Origin of the sequence: Sinorhizobium fredii USDA 205 (assembly GCF_001461695.1) — a bacterium.
Classification (GTDB): domain Bacteria; phylum Pseudomonadota; class Alphaproteobacteria; order Rhizobiales; family Rhizobiaceae; genus Sinorhizobium; species Sinorhizobium fredii.
This window is the reverse complement of sequence record NZ_AUTC01000205.1, coordinates 1-18010: the sequence shown is the minus strand read 5'-3', so window position 1 is coordinate 18010 and position 18010 is coordinate 1. Positions and strand designations below refer to the sequence as shown.

The following is an 18010-nucleotide window of genomic DNA, read 5'->3' as shown; positions in this document are numbered from 1 at the left end:
AGGTCGACAACAGCTTATGACACGAATTTCGGATTCAGATGACTAGGGCTGTTGCTGATCTATCTGATCAACGCCGGCTTGCAGGTGATTGTCACCTATTGGGGGCATATGCTGGGCATCAACATAGAAACGGAGATGCGCCGAAAGGCCTTCGACCATCTGCAGAAGCTTTCCTTCGGGTATTTCGACAATCTGAAGACAGGTCATCTGGTCGCCCGTCTCACCAAGGATCTGGAGGAGATCGGCGAGGTCGCACATCATGGTCCGGAGGACGTTTTCATTGCCGTGATGACGCTCGCCGGCGCCTTCCTGGTGATGCTCTGGGTCCACCCGGCACTGGCGCTCATCACCGGCGTTGTCGTCCCGGTGACGGCGATCGTCACCGCTTACTACGGCGGGCGGATGACGAGCACCTGGCATGGGCTTTACAACCGCGTGGCCGACTTCAATGCTCGGATCGAGGAGAATGTCGGCGGCATACGGGTCGTGCAGGCCTTTGCCAACGAGAACCATGAGCGCCGGTTGTTCGCGGAGGAGAACCGCAATTACCGGGCGACCAAGCTGGAGGCCTACAAGCTGATGGCCGCGTCCTCCTCGCTGAGCTACCTGTCGATGCGGTTCGTGCAGGTCATCGTGATGCTGGCGGGCAGCTACTTCGTTCTGCGCGGCGACCTTTCGGCCGGTGGGTTCGTGGGTTTCCTGCTGCTGGTCGGCGTCTTCTTCCGGCCGATCGAGAAGATCAACTCCGTCATCGAGAGTTATCCCAAGGGTCTCGCGGGCTTCCAGCGCTACATCGAGTTCCTCGATACCCGGCCCGACATTGCCGATCGGAGGGGAGCGCAGGCTGTAACGCGACTGGCAGGCACTGTCAGCTATGAAGGAGTGAGGTTCGGCTATCAGGACGGTAACGTGCTCCTCAACGGCTTGAACCTGTCGATCCGGGCCGGCGAAACGGTGGCTCTGGTCGGATCGTCGGGAGCAGGCAAGACGACGCTCTGCTCGCTGTTGCCGCGCTTCTACGAGATTTCGGCGGGGTCGATCCGCATCGATGGCATCGACATACGTGACATGACCCTTGCGTCACTGCGCAGCAATATCGGAATTGTCCAGCAGGACGTGTTTCTCTTTGCCGGTACGATCCGGGAGAACATTGCCTATGGCCGACTTGACGCAAGCGAGGCGGAGATTGTTGAAGCGGCACGGCGGGCGCGCCTCGACGTGCTCATTGAATCCCTGCCGCTTGGCCTCGATACCGTCATCGGCGAACGGGGCGTCAAGCTCTCGGGCGGCCAGAAGCAGCGGCTTTCCATTGCGCGGATTTTCCTGAAGAACCCGGCGATCCTCATCCTCGACGAGGCAACGTCGGCGCTGGACGCGGAAACCGAGCGGGCCATCCAACGCTCACTCGCGGAACTGTCCGCGGGCCGCACCACCCTGGTGATTGCCCACCGCCTCTCGACAATCATGCATGCCGACCGGGTCCTCGTCGTGGAAGCCGGAAGAATTGTCGAGGAAGGGACACACGCCACCCTTCTCGAACAGAAAGACGGTCGATACCGCCGGCTGCACGACGCGCAATTCGGCCAATGGGCAAAAGCGACTTAGAGGCGCCTTTCGCGGTCGGCGCCTCAAGTGCGCCACCGGCATGCCGGGCACATGCAGAGCCTCTGAAAAATAACATGAGTATTACAGACAAGTTTATTTGCGCATGCTAAGAGGCACCGCGTTCGCTTGATTTGCTTGCCGCCCGGCCCCCGCCGACCGCGTCGCGGCAGGCAACCGGAGCGAACGCCGATGCCAAATCGAACCTGTTTTGATCGGATTGGAAATCATGATCGACATGGAAACTCGCCACCAGGTCTATTTCGCCAATCGTACGGCGCTGGTCGCCTATGCAACGCGAATTCTCGGGTCGCGCGAAACCGCAGAGGATATCGTGCAGGAGGCCTTCTTGCGGTTCGCACCGGCGAACACCAACAATGGATCTACCGGCCTGACGCTCGCCTATCTCTACAGGATCGTGCGCAATCTTTCGTTCGATCTTCTCAAGCGTCAGAAGATCGAAGCGCGGGAAAGTCAGGGCGAGCCGCCTTTTTGGTCGCTGCCGAGCGAGATGCCCACGCCGGAAGACATAATTCTGGTGACGGACGAGGTTCGACACATGTCCCGCATTCTCGATGAACTTCCGGTTGAAGTCAGAGTAGCGCTCGAGATGCACCGCTTTGGTGGATACACGCTGGAAGAAATCGCAGCTCACCTGAACATCTCCGTCGCCACTGCACATCGCCATGTTCGAACTGCGATGATGCGCGTCGCAACCATGCTGACGGTAAGCGCCTCTTAAAAACTCGCAATCCGTGTGAAAAAAAATCGCGCTCAGTTCGTCTTTGCGAGAAACGGGAGGACTACGCTAGAGTCTTCCTCACCTATCCAAACCCAGCGGTGCAGGCATAATATTGACCCAGGACAACCAAATACCGCCAGCATTGCTTGAAGAGGCGATGGACCGGTTTCTCGAACTCAAGGCACGTCCGAACTGTCGCGAAACCGAAGCCGCGTTCCAGGCATGGTTGCATCGCTCGCAGATGCATCGGCAAGCCTGGGAGCAAGCCTTGAAAACCTGGCGGCTGCTCGGCGAGGTACCGCCAGTTCATGAGCATCTCTGGCGTGGCGCCACACCGCTGGCCGCGAATGCCTCGCCAGCGGGCCGATGGAGGACCTGGTCAGCAGGCGTGGCTCTGGCGCTCGCAGCTTGCGCGGTCGGTTTTCTTGCCGGCCCCGCTCTCATCCTGCAGTGGCAGGCGGATCATGTGACCGAGACCGCAGAAAACCGCAAGATCGCACTGGAGGATGGAACCATCATTGAGATGGGTGGCGGCAGTGCCGTCGCTACGGAAATCAGCGCCAGTGCCCGGCACGTCAGGCTTCTCAAGGGCGAAGCTTTCTTCGATGTTGCGCATGACGCATCGCGACCTTTTACCGTCGATGCAGGGGGCGTTGCTGTGTCGGTTCTCGGAACAGCCTTCGATGTCCAGCTGGCTGATGGGGAAACGATCGTCGAACTTGCGCGCGGCACAGTGGCAGTCTCCTACAGTGGTCATAATCACAAGGAAAATTTCGAACTTTCGCCGGGGGAGATGGCGACGGTCGTGCATGGGACGGGAGAAGTCGTGCGAAGTGACATCGCTCCGGAGGACATTGCGGCCTGGCGAAGCGGCAAGATGTTCGTCAGCAACGTGACGGTCGCCGCCGCCGCGGAACGGTTGCAGCGTTATCATTCTGCCCGGATCACCATTCCCCAATCCGCGCTTGCGACGCAGCGGGTGACCGGCCTTTATGATCTCAAGGATCCGGATCGCGCCCTTCAGGCCTTGGTCCAGCCGTTCGGCGGCATAGTGCGCGAGGTAACTCCATACGGTCGAGTCCTGACGCAGTTTTAACTAGAGTAAAATATTCAAGAAAAATTCGATTCCGGTGAGAAAAAATCCGGAGCCGGTCGTCTTTGGTCGGAAGCGCATGCCGGGGCTATGCGCTGAAAACGGAGACGGGGGTAAGATGAGTTCGCCGGAATGCCGCAAGGGACATCCATTTTTCACAGCAAGACATAGCCGCGCGGGACTGCGCCTCTTCGCAACGACGGCGATTGTCGGACTTTCATCCCTTGCCTTGGCGCCTATCCAAAGCGCGTTTGCACAGGAGGCGTCAAGTGTCGGTACCGCCCGGACGTTCAACATTCCGTCCCAACCGCTTGCCAGCGCATTGAACGCCTTTGGCCGCCAATCCGGCTTGCAGGTCACGCTTGCGGCAGCCACGTCGCATGGGGTTCGCTCCAGCGCCGTCAGCGGCACGATGGATCCGCAGCAGGCGCTGGCCCGATTGCTGTCGGGTACCGGCATTGCCTACGAAATCTCCGGCGGAACGGCCGTGATCGGTTCGCCGGATGCGGCTGGCGGCGGCGGTGCGGTCGCCGCGGATGGCGCTACCGTCCTCGACCCGATTTCGGCGTTTGGCGGCGGCAAGCTTGGCGCGGGCGAGATCGTGATCACGTCTGAGGAACTCGAGCTGAAGAACCCGGCCAATATCGCCGATGTCTTTGCGGGAGAGCCGGGCATTTCGGTCGGCAGTTCGCTGCCGATGTCGCAGAAGGTCTATGTGCATGGCATCGAGGAAACCACCCTCGCCGTGACCATCGACGGCAGCCGCCAGAACAACAAGGTCTTCCATCACAGCGGCACCAACCTTATCGATCCCGGCCTGCTCAAGGCCGTCGGCGTTGATGCCGGCGTCGCACCGGCAGATGCCGGGCCCGGAGCGCTCGGCGGTGCGATTTCCTACGAAACGAAGGACGCGCGCGATATGCTGGATGGCGACGGCTTCGGCGGGTTCGCGACGTCCAGCTACAACTTCAACAGCGACACGATCACCACGGGCGTATCCGCCTACGGCATCCGCGAGGGGCTCGAGTTCTTGGGCTACTTCAATTTCGGAAACGGCAACGACTTCAGCGCCGGCAACGGCAGCGACGTCGAGGGTACCAGCACGGATCTGCTCAGCGGCATTGGAAAGCTCGCATATGAATTCGACAGCGGCGACCGCGTCGAGATCAGCCACGAACGTGTCCATGACGATGCACCGCGGCCGTTCCGCGCCAACGTCGGCTTCATCGACGGACGCCCGCCGTGGGAGCCACGCGTGCGCGACTATAAGCTCGATCGGCAAAACACCGTTTTCACCTACACCGACAGTACGCCGGAAGGCTGGTGGGATCCGAAGCTCTTGCTCGCCTATAGCAAAACCGAGCTCGAAGTGCCGGTTTTCCTGCCGCCGGCCCTTGCTATTCCGCCCTATCCGGCGACTGGCACGACGGACAGCTTCAACGGCAAGTTTGAGAACAAGTTCTCCTTCGATATCGGCAATGTCATAGCCGGCATCGATTTCTACGACGACAAGGCGGAACTCGAGGATCTGTTCGAGCCGGCCACCGAAAAGTCGCGCAACATCGGCATCTATGCACAGGCCAGAATCGAGCCTTGGGACAGGACCCGCCTGTCCTTCGGCGCTCGCGGCGACAACCAGCAGTTCACCGGAACGACCGGCGAAGAATGGACCAACTCCGGCTTCAGCGGCAATGTCTCGGGCGAATACGATCTCGTCGAGGACCTTCTGACGGCAAAGGCCGGCTATTCGCACGTCTGGGCGGGCGTTCCGCTCGCCGAGAACTTCATCATAAATCCCAACTGGGACTATGGCAGCGGTCCGGAGCCGGTGACCGCCGACAACTATATTGTGGGGTTGGCAGCAACCTATAACGGCTTCAGCATCGAGGGTAGCGTCTTCCAGACCGATCTCGATGACGCCCGCGCGCCGCGCTATGCCGTTTCCCGCGGGATCGAGGCGCATGACGTGCGCTCGCGAGGTTACGAAATCGGCGCCGGCTATACCTGGGGCGACGGCTTCTTCGAGGTGAAGTACGCCAATATAGACGTCGAGATCGATGGGGAGCCGGCCGATTCCGATCTCGGCACCTATCTGGCCGCACCCGCCGGCCAGATCGTCACCCTGCAGGCAGTTCACACGCTGACGGACTGGGGCGTCACCTTTGGTGCCGATGCCGAAATCGCCCTCGACTACGATGACGTCGCCGTCGGCAGCGAACCCTTCGAAGGCTACGAGGTCTTCAATGCGTTCGTCGAATATGTGCCGCCGAGCCGGCCCAACCTCACGCTTCGTGCCGACCTGAAGAACATCTTCGACGAGACCTATTCGGATCGGGCGACCTACGGTCAGGAATTCGGAACGGTAACCCCGCTCTACGAGCCGGGCCGCTCCTTTATCCTGAGTGCCAAGGCAACGTTCTGAGCCGACGGTTTCGAGTTTGCGACCTCGCGCCTAACCGCGCCGACGGTCGCCGAAAAACGAAGGCGGGGTGGCCCAGCGTCCCTCCCGCCCCGCTATCCACAGTCGAAAGACAGGAGTTCGACATGCAAGAAGCGACAACCCGTTTCGCGACGGAAAACGGGCAGAAATATCTGACGCAGCTCTGCAAGCATTTCGCCCACAAGATCGATGTGGAGCAGGGCGACGGACGCGCCGAACTCAGGTTTTCCTGCGGAACCGGGTATCTGCAAGCCGGGCCGGATGGGTTGCACATCCGCGTCCGTTCGCCCGACGGTGCGAATCTCGCCGAGACGAAATCCGTGGTCGAAAACCACCTGCTGCGCTTTGCCTTTCGGGAAGAGCCGCGACCGCTCCACTGGCAGGCGGCGGGTTGAATGATGTTCCGCCACTAGCAGAAGCCGTTCGACAGAAAATTCAATGTGTTGGCCGGACAACGGCAACGCCATTGCGCGACTCTGCGAGTCGCGTGCCGAGGATCGACAGGATGCAATCGTCTAGGCAGATCGCAGAAACCGCGACATTCCAGAGCTTCGCAAATTGCTACTTGCGGGAGGTAAATCCGGGTACCCGAGTGATGCATCGAACCGCCGGCGGTTCCGTCGACAGCGTGGAGTGGTCGCTGCCGAGGCAGCACATGATATTGCGCGTCGAAGTGACCTCATCCTCTCTGTGCGGCCCGCACCACTTCGGCAGGGTCTGGGGCCGGGGCGTGTCCGATCCGGCATGGCGTCGGATCGAATTGATATCCGCGCTTCATATTCTCGTGCATGAATCCTACCGCCAGGCAGAAGAGAGCCAGGCCGACGCGTTGCGCGGCTTCGAACTCGAATTGCTGATGCGGGTGCTCGAGAGTTACCAGCAGACCGCTCTTTATATCGATAGCAGACAGCCGCAACCGGAAAACGGCAGCCATTTCATCGAGGCAGAGCAATCGCTCGTCTTTGGCCACTGGCAGCACCCGACGCCGAAGAGCCGCCAAGGCATGACCTATTGGCAGCAGGAAAGCTATGCGCCGGAGCTACGCGGCCGGTTCAAGCTGCATTATTTCGCAGCGAAAGCCGAACACGTCCGGCAAGCCTCCGCGCGGTCGACAGAGGCCCACGAGATCGTCCGGTCTCTGCTGGGATCGAATGTGGAAGGCCTCACGCTCGGCAACGACGAGTATCTGCTGCCGATGCATCCGCTCCAGGCGGAAGCGCTGCTGCTCGATCTCAGCATCCAGGCAATGCAGCGAGAGGGGTTGTTGCGCCATCTCGGTCCGGCCGGTCCGGTCTTTACCGCGACTTCATCGGTGCGCACCGTCTACGGCGCCGGCACCGACTGGATGCTCAAGTTCTCCCTGCCGGTCCGCATCACCAACTCCGTGCGCCTGAACCGGCGCCAGGAACTCGAGGCAGGCGTTGCCATGGCAAAGCTGATCGATCGGATCGGTTTTGCCGAAACGTCGCAAAACTTCCGGATCATCCAGGATCCGGCGTATATCACGCTCGAGCTGCCGGGGCGCAGCGAAAGCGGCTTTGAAGTCATCCTCAGGGAGAACCCGTTTGCCGGCGAAAAGGGCAGGGGTGTGGTGACCGTCGCCGCGCTGACCGCCGATCCGCTACCGGGCGAACCGTCCCGGCTGGAGCGGTTGGTTCGGATGCTTGCCTCTCGCGAGGGCGATACACTGTCGGGCACATCGCTCGCATGGTTCCGGCGCTATCTCGCCTGCGCCGTCGAGCCGCTGATCCGCCTTTACGACGACTATGGCGTCGCACTGGAGGCGCACCAGCAGAACACCCTGCTGGACGTCAGCAACGGCTATCCCTCCGTCAGCTACTATCGCGACAACCAGGGCTTCTATCTGTCCGAACGCTATCGCGGCTTGCTCGCCGGCCATGTTCCCGAAACGATCCCCTCGCTCTATTTTGCCGACAGCGAAATTCGCGATCGTTTCGCCTACTACCTGATCGTCAATCAGGTCTTCTCGATCATCAGCCGCATCGGGCATGACGGGCTTTGCGATGAAAGCCTGCTGCTGCGCCTGCTGCGCGCGCACCTCGAACGCGGCGCCTTGGAAATGACCGGAGCCGGACGGGATTTTGCGCGGCACATCCTCGACCTGCCGACAATTGCCTCCAAGGCCAATCTGACCGCGCGCCTGTTCGATGTGGACGAGCTGCAATCAGGTCATGCGCCGATGCTTTATCGGCCCGTGCCGAACCCGATGAGGGCGCCGGCCGTTCTGACGGCGCCAAGGACGAGCCATGCCATTGCCTCTTGACCTCAAAGGCCGGGCCGACGAGCGGGTGCTGCGCCAACTCGCCGCCGCCCTCCTGTTCGAAGGCATCGTCGACGCCCGTGAGAGCGTTGACGATGGCTTGGTGACATTTCTGTGGTCGCTCGGCGGCCGGGATTTCCGCTGCCGGGGCGCCATCGGTCCGTTCGGCCGCATTCGCCCGGCGCCGGGATCTGTGCAGATGCAGGAAGACGGCAGCTGGCGCGAGGCCTCGCTGGCCCAACTGGTGTCCGGCCTGCCCGGCAGCGGCATCGCGCGCGGAAAGTTGCTCGGCGAATTGAAGCAGACCATCGCCTTTTGCGAATGGAACGAACGCCATCTTCCGCAGCGTCCGCGGCGTACAATGTCCTTCGCTGAACTGGAGGGCGCGCTCGGCGAGGGGCATCCCTATCATCCCTGCTACAAGGCACGCACAGGCTTTTCGCTCGCCGACCACGCCGCCTATGGGCCTGAGACCGGCAACGCGTTCCAGCTCGTCTGGCTTGCCGTCGCCCGCAAACATCTCCGGCAGGTGTTCCCCGGCGGCGACGAACATGCCTTTTGGCAGGCAGAACTCGGAGATGAGACCTGGTCGCACCTGCGGGCGCAACTGCAAGAGTTTTTCGCCTCGTTTGAAGATTTCGGCCTTGTGCCGTTGCACCCCTGGCAATGGCGCGAGCTCAGCGAAACGCTCCTCTCCGGGTGGATCGCGGCGGGCGAGGCCCATTGCCTCGGTCCGGCGGGAGACCGCTATACGGCAACGCAGTCGGTCCGCTCGCTGCTGAACCGCGATCGGCCGCTGGCGGCAAGCCTCAAGCTGCCCCTCAACATCGTCAACACGTCGTCTCGCCGGACACTGGAGCCGCATTCGGTCTGCACGGCGCCGGTCATCTCCCGTTGGATCGCCGAGATCGTCGCGAGCGACCCGGCCTTTGACGAGCGGTATCCGCTGACCATCCTGCAGGAATATGCCGGTATAATTGCCGACGGCGACGGACCTTTGGCGGGACAGGTGGCCGCCATCTGGCGCCAGAGCGCACAAGCGACGCTCGCCGACGGCGAGGCTGCCATTCCGTTCAACGCCTTGATGATGGTGGAAACGGACGGACGTCCGTTTGCCGACGACTGGATCAGGCGCTTCGGATTGATGCCATGGATCAACCGGCTGATCGAGATCGCGGTCCTGCCGGTCTGGCACCTGCTCGTCCATCACGGCCTTGCGGTGGAGGCACATGGGCAAAACATGCTGTTGGTTCATCGCGACGGCTGGCCGGTGCGCCTCATCCTGCGTGATTTCCACGAAAGCATCGAGTTTTCGCCGGGCTTCCTGCGCGAGCCGGAAAAGGCGCCGGGATTCCCGTTGCTGAATCCGCTCTACCGGGACGCCGAGCCGGATCAGTTCTATTGGACGGACAATCTGGATTCGCTGCGCGAACTCGTGATGGACACCCTGTTCGTCTACAATCTCAGCGAAATCTCCCACCTGCTCGAACACTGCTACGACCTGCCGGAAGTGCTTTTCTGGCAACGCGTCGAAGGCGTTCTTGCAGCCTATGCAACCGAGCATGCGGCGGCGGAACGGCAAGCGCTGCTCGGCCACGACCAACCCCGCATTCTCACCGAATCCCTGATGACCAGGAAGCTTCTCGCGCTCAAGCCGGAATACCACCACACGGTGCCCAACGCATTCGCCGCGGACATGCTTCAACGAAGGAGAAAGTCATGATCCGCATCGATGATAGGTTCTGCGATCACGCCTATTTCAGCGAAACATCGGCACGACTGGCCGCCCAGGTCGGCCTTTCCGGGCGCGATACGGGTCGTTACGCCGTCTGCTTTTCGCAGACGGTCGACTGGCTGTCGCTGTTCTTCGCCATCCGCCAGGCGGGCGCGAGCGTGCTGCCGATTCATCCCGGCACGCCATATTCGGCGGCCCGCAAACTCGCGATCGGCGCCGGCTGCAATCGGCTGTTCTACGACAGCCTGACGGCCGAGGTTTTGGAGGTGCCCGAGGGCGAGCCGGGACCCGGGACGCTGCTGCAGATGAGCTCCGGCACGACCGGTGCGCCGAAATGCGTGGCGCGCAACTGGGAAGAGATCGATGCCGAAATCGACAGCTACGTTCGCACCTTCCGGGAACCGGACGACATGACGCCCGTCATCGCCTGCCCGACAACCCATTCCTATGGACTGATCTGCGGCATCCTCGTGGCGCTCAAGCGCGGCCAGACCCCGGTCATCGTCAACACCGCCAATCCGAAATATCTCCTGAAGGTGCTGCGCGAAACCGAGCGGCCGCTTCTTTACTCGTCGCCGGCGATCCTGCACACGCTGGCGCGGCTTCTGTCACAAGGCGAACAGATCCACGCGACGATGACCTCCGGCACGCTGCTTCCCGAACCGTGGTTTGCCGACATTCGCGCGAAGAGCCGGCATATGTTCCAGCAATACGGTTGCTCGGAATCCGGCTGCATCGCCATCAATCCGAATGTCACCGCCGCAAGCGACATGGGCTTTGTGCTGCCTCATCTCTCGGCCGCAACGGGCGGTAGCGCGGAGGATGCAGGCGAGATCGTCGTGACGAGAGCTGCCGGCGCCGCCATCCACACACGCGACCTCGGCTATCGGCGCGCCGACGGCATGCTGGTTTTCGTCTCACGCCTGGACGACATGATCAACGTCTCCGGCCTGAACGTCTATCCCAAGGACGTCGAGGACGCCGTCATGGCGATGCCCGCCATCACCGATGCGGTCGCCTTCCGCAAGGCCGATCGTTTTGCCGGCGAGCGCGTCGCGCTCCTCTTCAGTGCCGGCGAACCGGTCGCGCCCCAGGCCGTCCGTGAATGGTGCAGCCGCCACCTCGCTAGCCACCAGCTGCCGATGGAGATCCTGCAGGTCGAAGCCGTCCCGCGCCAGGCCAACGGCAAGATCAGCCGCCGAGACGTCGCGGCGCGCCACATGGCAGGCGAGTTCAACAGGCCGGTGGCCGGAGCAGCATCATGACGGACAGCGAAATCCTCACAGCCGTCGAGACCGTCCTCAACGAATGCATGGCGCATGCACACATGGACGGCTTCGGCCCGGATGCCCGTCTCAACGAAGACCTGTATCTCGATTCCGTCCTGATCCTGCAGATCTTCCTCAATCTCGAGCTCGAGTACGGTCTTGCCGTGCCCGAAGAAGCAATCGCCAAGCAGGACATCGTCACGGTTGCCGATCTCGTCGCCCTCTACCTGCCGAAGAAGACGGCTGTCGTCGTTCCAGCCTTTCCGCTCACCGGCGGAACGAGTGACGAAGGCGTTCACGGCGAGGCCTATTACGACATCAAGGTCCATTGCTTCGTGAGCTGCGTCTGCGACGGGCTGAAGCGGCAAGGGCTGGACCAGCGGCCCTTTTATTTCGGAGTGTGGGACGCAAAATTTGCGGTCAGCGACCGTTTCGAGCTTCTCTACCATGCACCCGAAATCAGCCAGGAATTCTTCCGCTCCTGGTTTGAGCGGCTCTATGGTGTCACCGTCGTCGAATGGTACGATCCCGACCGCACCAAGCTCGACAATCTTGCGGTGCTGCTCGACCTCGTCAGGAACCGCAGCGAGACGGGTTCGGTGATGGTCATGCTCGACATGTTCCATCTGCCGGAACGCGAGAACAAGTTCAACCAGAACCCCTTTCCGCATTACCTTATGCTGCAGGAAACGGCCGACTCCGAGACCTGGTTCGTGCACGATCCGGACTATCGCTGGGAAGGCGAGATCGCGCGGGACAAGGTTATCAACGCCATCATGCAGCCGACCGTCGGCGGCGGCTATGTCTTCGATCATGCCGAGGCGCGAGCGCCGCATCCCGAGAATCTGAAGGCCTATTTCGAAGCATGCTTCGTAAGAGAACGAAATCCGCTGGTCGACTCCGTGCGAGAGATCGTTGCCGCGCATCTCGAAGAACGGGGCGGTATCAGCCTTACGGACCTTGCCGCCGCGGTGCGCGAGCTGCCTGTCGTTACCATCCGGAAATATGCCTACGAGCACGGCTTCGCCTTCTTCTGGCGCGCGCTGAAACTTCCGGCGGCAGAGTTCGAGACATGGTGCGAGGAAATCGAGGCGCTCGTGCAATCGCTGAAAACGCTGCACTACGCCTGCATGAAGCTCGCCCAGACCAATGACCGTGGATTGGCGGCGGCGGTTTTCGAGCGGCTCGACGAGGCGGACCGGCTGGAGACGAAGCTGAAGGTGAGGTTGACCGAGGTCTTCGATCTCTGGTGCGACCTGGCCATTCCTGCGGAGATTCCCGTGCTGAAGAGGCCCATGCTGACGAGGGTTGCGCGATGAAAGTCTCGATCTGCACGATCACCTTCCGACACCACCTCATCTCGCTCGGCGAAATCGCCGCCTGGGCCCAGTCGAACGACTTCCAGGGCATCGAACTCTGGGGCGCGCATGCGCGCAACCTGGCGCAGCACCCGGACCGCAATGCGGAATGGCTCGATGGTTACGGCCTGTCGGTCCCGATGATCAGCGACTACCTGCCGATCGATGCCGATGCGGAGACCTTGCGACGCAAGACGGTGGAGCTCTGCAGGCTCGCGCGTCGATGGCGGACGCGCAAGATCCGCACCTTCGCCGGCAATCGCGGCAGCCTTGCCACATCTGCGGAGGACCGGCAGCGGACTGTCGAGCGCCTCAAGGAGATATGCGAGATCACCGCCAGCTACGGCATCCACCTCCTGGCGGAAACCCATCCGAAGACGCTGGCGGATACCGCCGCCTCGACCATGCAGCTCATCGAGGAAGTCGATCATTCCTATTTTGCGATCAATTTCGATACGCTGCATGTGTGGGAGGGCGGCGACGATCCGGTCGCCGTACACCGGACGATGAAGCCGCACATTCGTCACTACCATTTGAAGAACATCGTCGACAGGACGGATCTTTTCGTTTTCGAGCCGGCCAACGTCTATGCCGCCGCCGGCAGCCGGCAGGGCATGACGCCGCTGTTCGAAGGCTGCGTCGATTATGGGCGGTTCCTTTCGGAGATTTCCGGCGATCCGCAGGTCGACGCTTCTCTGGAATGGTTCGGCAACGATTGCCTCGACATCCTGCGCCGCGATCGCCGGCAAGTTCGCCAGGTAATCGAAGGGCGGGAGCCCGCCCGGCGAACGGTCAACTTCTAGGACGAAACAGATGGGAAAAACAAAAATGCCACGACGCAATAGCCTTCGCGGGTCTCTCGCCGGCCTTCTGGGTCTCGCCCTCGTGGGCGGAGCGAGCGCTGCCGACATCTCGACAGCGACGGGAAAGGTGTCGATCGAAACCTCGCCCGCCAAAATCGCCGTCTTCGATATCGCGGCGATCGATACGCTGGATGCGCTCGGCGTCAAGATCGCCGGGCTTCCCTCCAATCTGTATCTGCCGGAGCTGGCGCATCTCAAGGATGGCTCGGCCATCGTCGGCGATATCTTCGAGCCCAACCTTGAGGCCCTGAGCGAACTGCAGCCGGACCTCATCATCGTCGGCGGCCGCTCGTCGACGCAGGTCGAGGCAACGTCACAGGTGGCGCCGACCATCGACATGACCATGGACGGCGATACCTTGCTGCAACAGGCAAAGGACCGGCTTGCGGCCTATGGCGCGCTTTTCGGAAAGCGGGCTCAGGCCGAGACAGCCGCCAGGGAACTCGATGCGGTGGTCGAAAAGGCCCATGCCGCCGTCGCCGGCAAGGGCAAGGCGCTGATCGTCATGACGAATGGACCGAAAGTGACCGCTTACGGACCCGGATCGCGATTCGGGTGGGTGCACGCGGCTCTCGACCTGCCTCCAGCCGTGCCGGACGTCGAGGCGGCCACGCACGGAGAGGCTGTCTCGTTCGAATTCATCCGCAAGGCAAATCCCGACTGGCTTCTCGTTCTCGATCGGGCCGCGGCGATCGGCTCCGAAGACCAGAACGCCAGGACGACGCTCGACAACGAACTGATCGCCGAAACGACCGCCTGGAAAATGGGCCAGGTCATCTACCTTCCTGCCGGTGACTTTTACATCGCCGCCGGCGGCGTGCAGGCGATGAGCCGGGTCTTTACGGCAATCACCGATGCCTATTCCGGGGCGAAATGACGGGAAGACCATGCGCAAAACCACAAGCGACGAAGGTGGCCGCCTGCGCGGCCTTCGTCGTGCTTGTGCTCCTGAGCATCTGCATCGGTGCGGGAGAATTCTCGCCCCGAGGGCTATTCACCGATCCGCAGGCTCTTGAGCTGTTTCTCGTCAGCCGCCTGCCGCGGACCGTGGCCGCCGTTCTCACGGGTGCCGCACTTTCGATCGCCGGGCTGATCATGCAGGCGCTGGTGCGCAACCGCTTCGTCGAACCATCGACCGCAGGAACGGCGCAAAGCGCCTCCCTCGGCATATTGATCATGACGCTTTTCTTTCCGGGGGCGGCGCTTGCCGTCAAGACGCTCGCCGCGAGCATTCTGGCACTGCTCGGAACTTCGCTGTTCCTTGCGATGGCGCATCGTCTTCCGCCGGCGCAGCCCTACCTGGTCCCGCTCTTCGGCCTTGTTTATGGCGGCGTCATCGGTGCCGTCGTGACCTTCGTCGGCTGGCAGACGGAGCTGTTGCAGTACATCGACATCTGGACCAATGGCGAATTTTCAGGCGTCGTGCGCGGCCGCTACGAACTGTTGTGGGGAACGGCGGTAATGCTCGTCGTCGCGTGGCGGGTGGCAGACCGGCTGACACTGCTGTCGCTCGGCCGGGATGTCAGCATCGGCCTCGGTCTCGGTTATCAGCGCACGCTGCAACTCGGCCTGGTGATCGTCTCGGTGATTTCGGCGCTGACGGTCACCATCGTCGGCATCATTCCCTTCGTCGGCCTCGTCGTTCCGAACCTCGTTTCGCGTATCATGGGCGACAATCTGCGCGGAACCATCCCGTGGGTGGCGCTCAGCGGTGCGGCGCTGGTTCTTAGCTGCGACATTCTCGGCCGCGTAATCCGCTATCCGTACGAAATCCCCGTCGCGACCGTGATGGGCGTCGTCGGCGCATTCCTGTTTCTGTATCTGATGTTCCAGCGGTCCGCCCATGCCTGACCGCCGCATGATCGTCCTTGCAGCCATCGCGCTCATTGCCGTGCTTCTATTCCTGACGGTTGGGTTGCGCGGCAATGTCCAGTTCGTTCTGCAACTCAGGGCGCTGAAGCTCTTGGCGCTGCTTCAGGTGGCCATTTCCATCGCGGTCTCGACGGTGCTGTTCCAGACGGTGACGGCGAACCGAATCCTCACGCCCTCGATCATGGGCCTCGATGCCCTCTATCTCTTCGGGCAAACCGCACTGATCTTTGCACTCGGCGGTTTTGGATATGCGAGCCTTGACGCCGGCACGAAGTTCGGCGCGGAGGTTCTTCTGATGATCGCGCTTGCCGGGGCGCTGCTCTGGCCGCTCATCAGGACGCGCATGGACATGAACCTGATGCTGCTGATGGGCGTGACACTCGGTCTTCTGTTCCGCAGCCTGTCGCAGCTCCTGTCCCGGCTGCTTGATCCAAATGCCTTTGCCATCGTGCAGACCGCAAGCTTTGCCAACTTCAACATGCTGCGCGCCGACCTGACCATTCTCGGCACGATCATCACGCTCGCCGCCGTCGTTGTATCGTGGCGGGCACGTCATGTGCTTGATATCGTCGGCCTCGGACGCGAAGCCGCTATCGGCCTCGGCGTGAGCTGGATTAGGACCGCGGCAGGTCTTCTGCTTCTCGTAGCGATCCTGGTGGCGGTTTCGACCGCCCTGGTCGGACCGGTCGTTTTTTTCGGCCTGCTTGTCGCCGCGCTGGCCGAACGCGTGATGCGCACACAGCGCCATGCGCTGCTTCTGCCTGCAGCGGCGCTGATTGCGATCATCATTCTCGTCGGGGGGCAGACCTTATTGCAACACGGGCTGGGCGGCGCATCGACGCTTGGGGTGGTGATCGAATTCGTCGGCGGTCTCGTCTTCCTTGCCCTGCTCTTCCATGAGAGTCGAAAATGATCGTCATCGAAAACGTCTCGCTTTCGCATCGCGATACGCCGATCCTGCGCGACATCGATCTTTCGCTGCCGAGAGGCGGGATCACCGCGCTCGTCGGACCGAACGGGGCAGGGAAATCGAGCCTGTTCTCGCTGATCGCCCGGCTGCAGCCGCTGCAAAAGGGTCGCATCACCGTCGACGACATGCCTGTCGATACGACACCGAGCCGAACCCTTGCACAACGCCTCGCCATCCTGAGGCAGGACGGCGCCGTCGCCAACCGCCTCACGGTGCGTGAAATCGTCGGCTTCGGCCGGTTTCCGCACCATCGAGGAAGACCGGCTGCTGAAGACCTGGCACTCGTCGATGCGGCGCTCTCAGAGTTCGATCTGCACTCGCTCGCGGATCGCTTCATCGACACGCTTTCGGGCGGCCAGCGGCAGCGGGCGATTGTGGCGATGACCTTCTGCCAGGGCACCGACTATCTGCTGCTCGACGAGCCGCTGAACAATCTCGACATGTTTCACGCCCGCCAGCTGATGCGCTGCCTGCGCACGATTGCCGACGAGCGTCAGCGCACCGCCATCATCGTGCTCCACGACATCAACCAAGCGGCCTCGTATGCTGACCGGATCGTCGCCTTGCGTGATGGTCGCGTCATCGCCGACGGCACGCCCGATGACGTTCTCACCGAGGACCATCTGGAGTCGATCTTCGGGTACCGGATGAAAGTCGAACACATGAACGGCAAGCCGTTCGTGCTGCACCATCTGTAGTTAGTGCTTCTGAGGTCACACAATGTATTGTGAGGAACTGACGTTCACATACGCTCGTTTGAGCGAGGCCACCGTTCGAGACAAATTCCACGCACATCAAGCCGCCTCGAGCCGGCTGAACCGAACCGGGATGAGTTTCCGCGCCTCGAATTGACCTGCCGAATCCTTGTCGATGACAGTCAGCAACTGTTCATCCGTGCCCACAGGAAGAACCATGCGGCCCATTGGCTTGAGCTGCTCGAGCAAAGCGGGCGGCGCCTCCTCAGCCGCCGCCGTCACCAGGATCTTGTCGAATGGGGCGCGGTCGGGCCAGCCACGAGACCCGTCGCCGACACGAATGCCGACATTTGATAGGCCGAGGCGCTGTAGCAGGGCCTCGGCATGGCTGGCGAATTCCTCGATGATTTCGACGCTCCAAACTTGCCCGGCGAGTTCCGCGAGGATTGCGGTTTGGTAGCCGAGGCCGGTGCCGATCTCGAGCACGGCCTCATGCGGTTGGGGAGCAAGGAGATCGGTCATCAGGGCGACCATGAAGGGCTGCGACACGGTTTTATCGAAGCCGATCGGCAGGGGCGTGTCCTGGTAGGCAAACGGCGCAGCCTGGGCGGGCACGAAGAGATGCCGGGGCACCCGCAGCATCGCAGCCATCACCCGTTCATCGAGCGCCGCCTTGCCCAGTTCTTCGCTGGCAAGGTCGGCATAGATTGCAATCACCTCGACCATGTGCCTGCGCAGAATCGCCAGGTGCTCTTCGTTCATTGGCTTCATGAGGCGGGATCTCCTCAGCCAGTTGGCCGCAGATAGGCCTTTCAACATTAGAGCCTTTCCTGGTTAAATTGAAGCATTCTGCCGGAGCAGGTTTTCGTCAGGGCAGAGGCGATTGTCGAAGGTCGTACCTGAAGGTACGGCCGAGGCGATCACCTCTGAGCCTGGCGGAAAGATGCCCGGCCCTTCGGGTTGGCTGAAGCGGGCGGCCTGTTTGCTCGGCTGGCTTGGCCGTATGCTTGGGCTACGCTGCGCGCCAGCCGAGCAAACATTCCGCTCCGCTTGAGCCAACAGTGGAGTGCGCCCCTTGGGGTGGACAGTGA

15 protein-coding genes are annotated in these 18010 nt (G+C 61.8%); 14 read left to right on the top strand and 1 reads right to left on the bottom strand.

What is annotated here, in order from left to right; translation table 11 throughout:
- The first annotated feature begins 51 nt into the window (after window positions 1–51).
- From N181_RS30440 to N181_RS30375, 14 genes are all read left to right on the top strand, one after another.
- On the top strand, window positions 52–1605 hold the full coding sequence (locus N181_RS30440) for an ABC transporter ATP-binding protein (RefSeq protein ID WP_272951041.1): 1554 nt from the start codon (window positions 52–54) through the stop codon (window positions 1603–1605).
- Window positions 1606–1831: 226 nt separating this feature from the next.
- Complete coding sequence (locus N181_RS30435; protein WP_080577733.1) at window positions 1832–2344, top strand: sigma-70 family RNA polymerase sigma factor; 513 nt, start codon at window positions 1832–1834, stop codon at window positions 2342–2344.
- A gap of 112 nt (window positions 2345–2456) precedes the next feature.
- On the top strand, window positions 2457–3440 hold the full coding sequence (locus N181_RS30430; protein ID WP_141322195.1) for a FecR family protein: 984 nt from the start codon (window positions 2457–2459) through the stop codon (window positions 3438–3440).
- Between the two features lie 115 nt (window positions 3441–3555).
- Window positions 3556–5859: a TonB-dependent receptor gene (locus N181_RS30425; protein ID WP_060564139.1), complete on the top strand. Its 2304-nt coding sequence runs from the start codon at window positions 3556–3558 to the stop codon at window positions 5857–5859.
- A 122-nt stretch (window positions 5860–5981) separates the two neighbouring features.
- The gene (locus N181_RS30420) at window positions 5982–6272 is read left to right on the top strand and encodes a DUF2218 domain-containing protein (RefSeq protein WP_037400049.1); all 291 of its coding nucleotides are present in this window, start codon (window positions 5982–5984) and stop codon (window positions 6270–6272) included.
- Window positions 6273–6472: 200 nt separating this feature from the next.
- A complete protein-coding gene (locus N181_RS30415; protein WP_234885951.1) occupies window positions 6473–8161 on the top strand; it encodes an IucA/IucC family protein in 1689 nt (562 codons plus the stop codon).
- Window positions 8145–9881, top strand: a complete 1737-nt coding sequence (locus tag N181_RS30410; RefSeq protein ID WP_037400043.1) for an IucA/IucC family protein — start codon at window positions 8145–8147, stop codon at window positions 9879–9881. The genes N181_RS30415 and N181_RS30410 overlap by 17 nt, the downstream gene beginning before the upstream one ends.
- A complete protein-coding gene (locus N181_RS30405; RefSeq protein ID WP_037400039.1) occupies window positions 9878–11158 on the top strand; it encodes an AMP-binding protein in 1281 nt (426 codons plus the stop codon). The genes N181_RS30410 and N181_RS30405 overlap by 4 nt, the downstream gene beginning before the upstream one ends.
- Window positions 11155–12480, top strand: coding sequence for a DUF6005 family protein (locus N181_RS30400; protein WP_037435274.1), 1326 nt, complete (start codon window positions 11155–11157; stop codon window positions 12478–12480). Before N181_RS30405 ends, N181_RS30400 begins: the two co-directional genes overlap by 4 nt.
- The gene (locus N181_RS30395; protein ID WP_037400033.1) at window positions 12477–13322 is read left to right on the top strand and encodes a sugar phosphate isomerase/epimerase family protein; all 846 of its coding nucleotides are present in this window, start codon (window positions 12477–12479) and stop codon (window positions 13320–13322) included. Before N181_RS30400 ends, N181_RS30395 begins: the two co-directional genes overlap by 4 nt.
- A gap of 25 nt (window positions 13323–13347) precedes the next feature.
- The gene (locus N181_RS30390) at window positions 13348–14259 is read left to right on the top strand and encodes a siderophore ABC transporter substrate-binding protein (protein ID WP_037400030.1); all 912 of its coding nucleotides are present in this window, start codon (window positions 13348–13350) and stop codon (window positions 14257–14259) included.
- Window positions 14256–15233, top strand: a complete 978-nt coding sequence (locus N181_RS30385; RefSeq protein ID WP_037400027.1) for an ABC transporter permease — start codon at window positions 14256–14258, stop codon at window positions 15231–15233. Before N181_RS30390 ends, N181_RS30385 begins: the two co-directional genes overlap by 4 nt.
- Complete coding sequence (locus N181_RS30380) at window positions 15226–16167, top strand: iron chelate uptake ABC transporter family permease subunit (RefSeq protein WP_037400024.1); 942 nt, start codon at window positions 15226–15228, stop codon at window positions 16165–16167. The genes N181_RS30385 and N181_RS30380 overlap by 8 nt, the downstream gene beginning before the upstream one ends.
- Window positions 16164–16922: an iron ABC transporter ATP-binding protein gene (locus N181_RS30375; protein WP_037400021.1), complete on the top strand. Its 759-nt coding sequence runs from the start codon at window positions 16164–16166 to the stop codon at window positions 16920–16922. Before N181_RS30380 ends, N181_RS30375 begins: the two co-directional genes overlap by 4 nt.
- A gap of 96 nt (window positions 16923–17018) precedes the next feature.
- Here N181_RS30375 and N181_RS30370 read toward each other — a convergent pair whose 3' ends face one another.
- Window positions 17019–17690, bottom strand: coding sequence for a protein-L-isoaspartate(D-aspartate) O-methyltransferase (locus N181_RS30370; RefSeq protein WP_037400018.1), 672 nt, complete (start codon window positions 17688–17690; stop codon window positions 17019–17021).
- Window positions 17691–18010 lie beyond the last annotated feature (320 nt).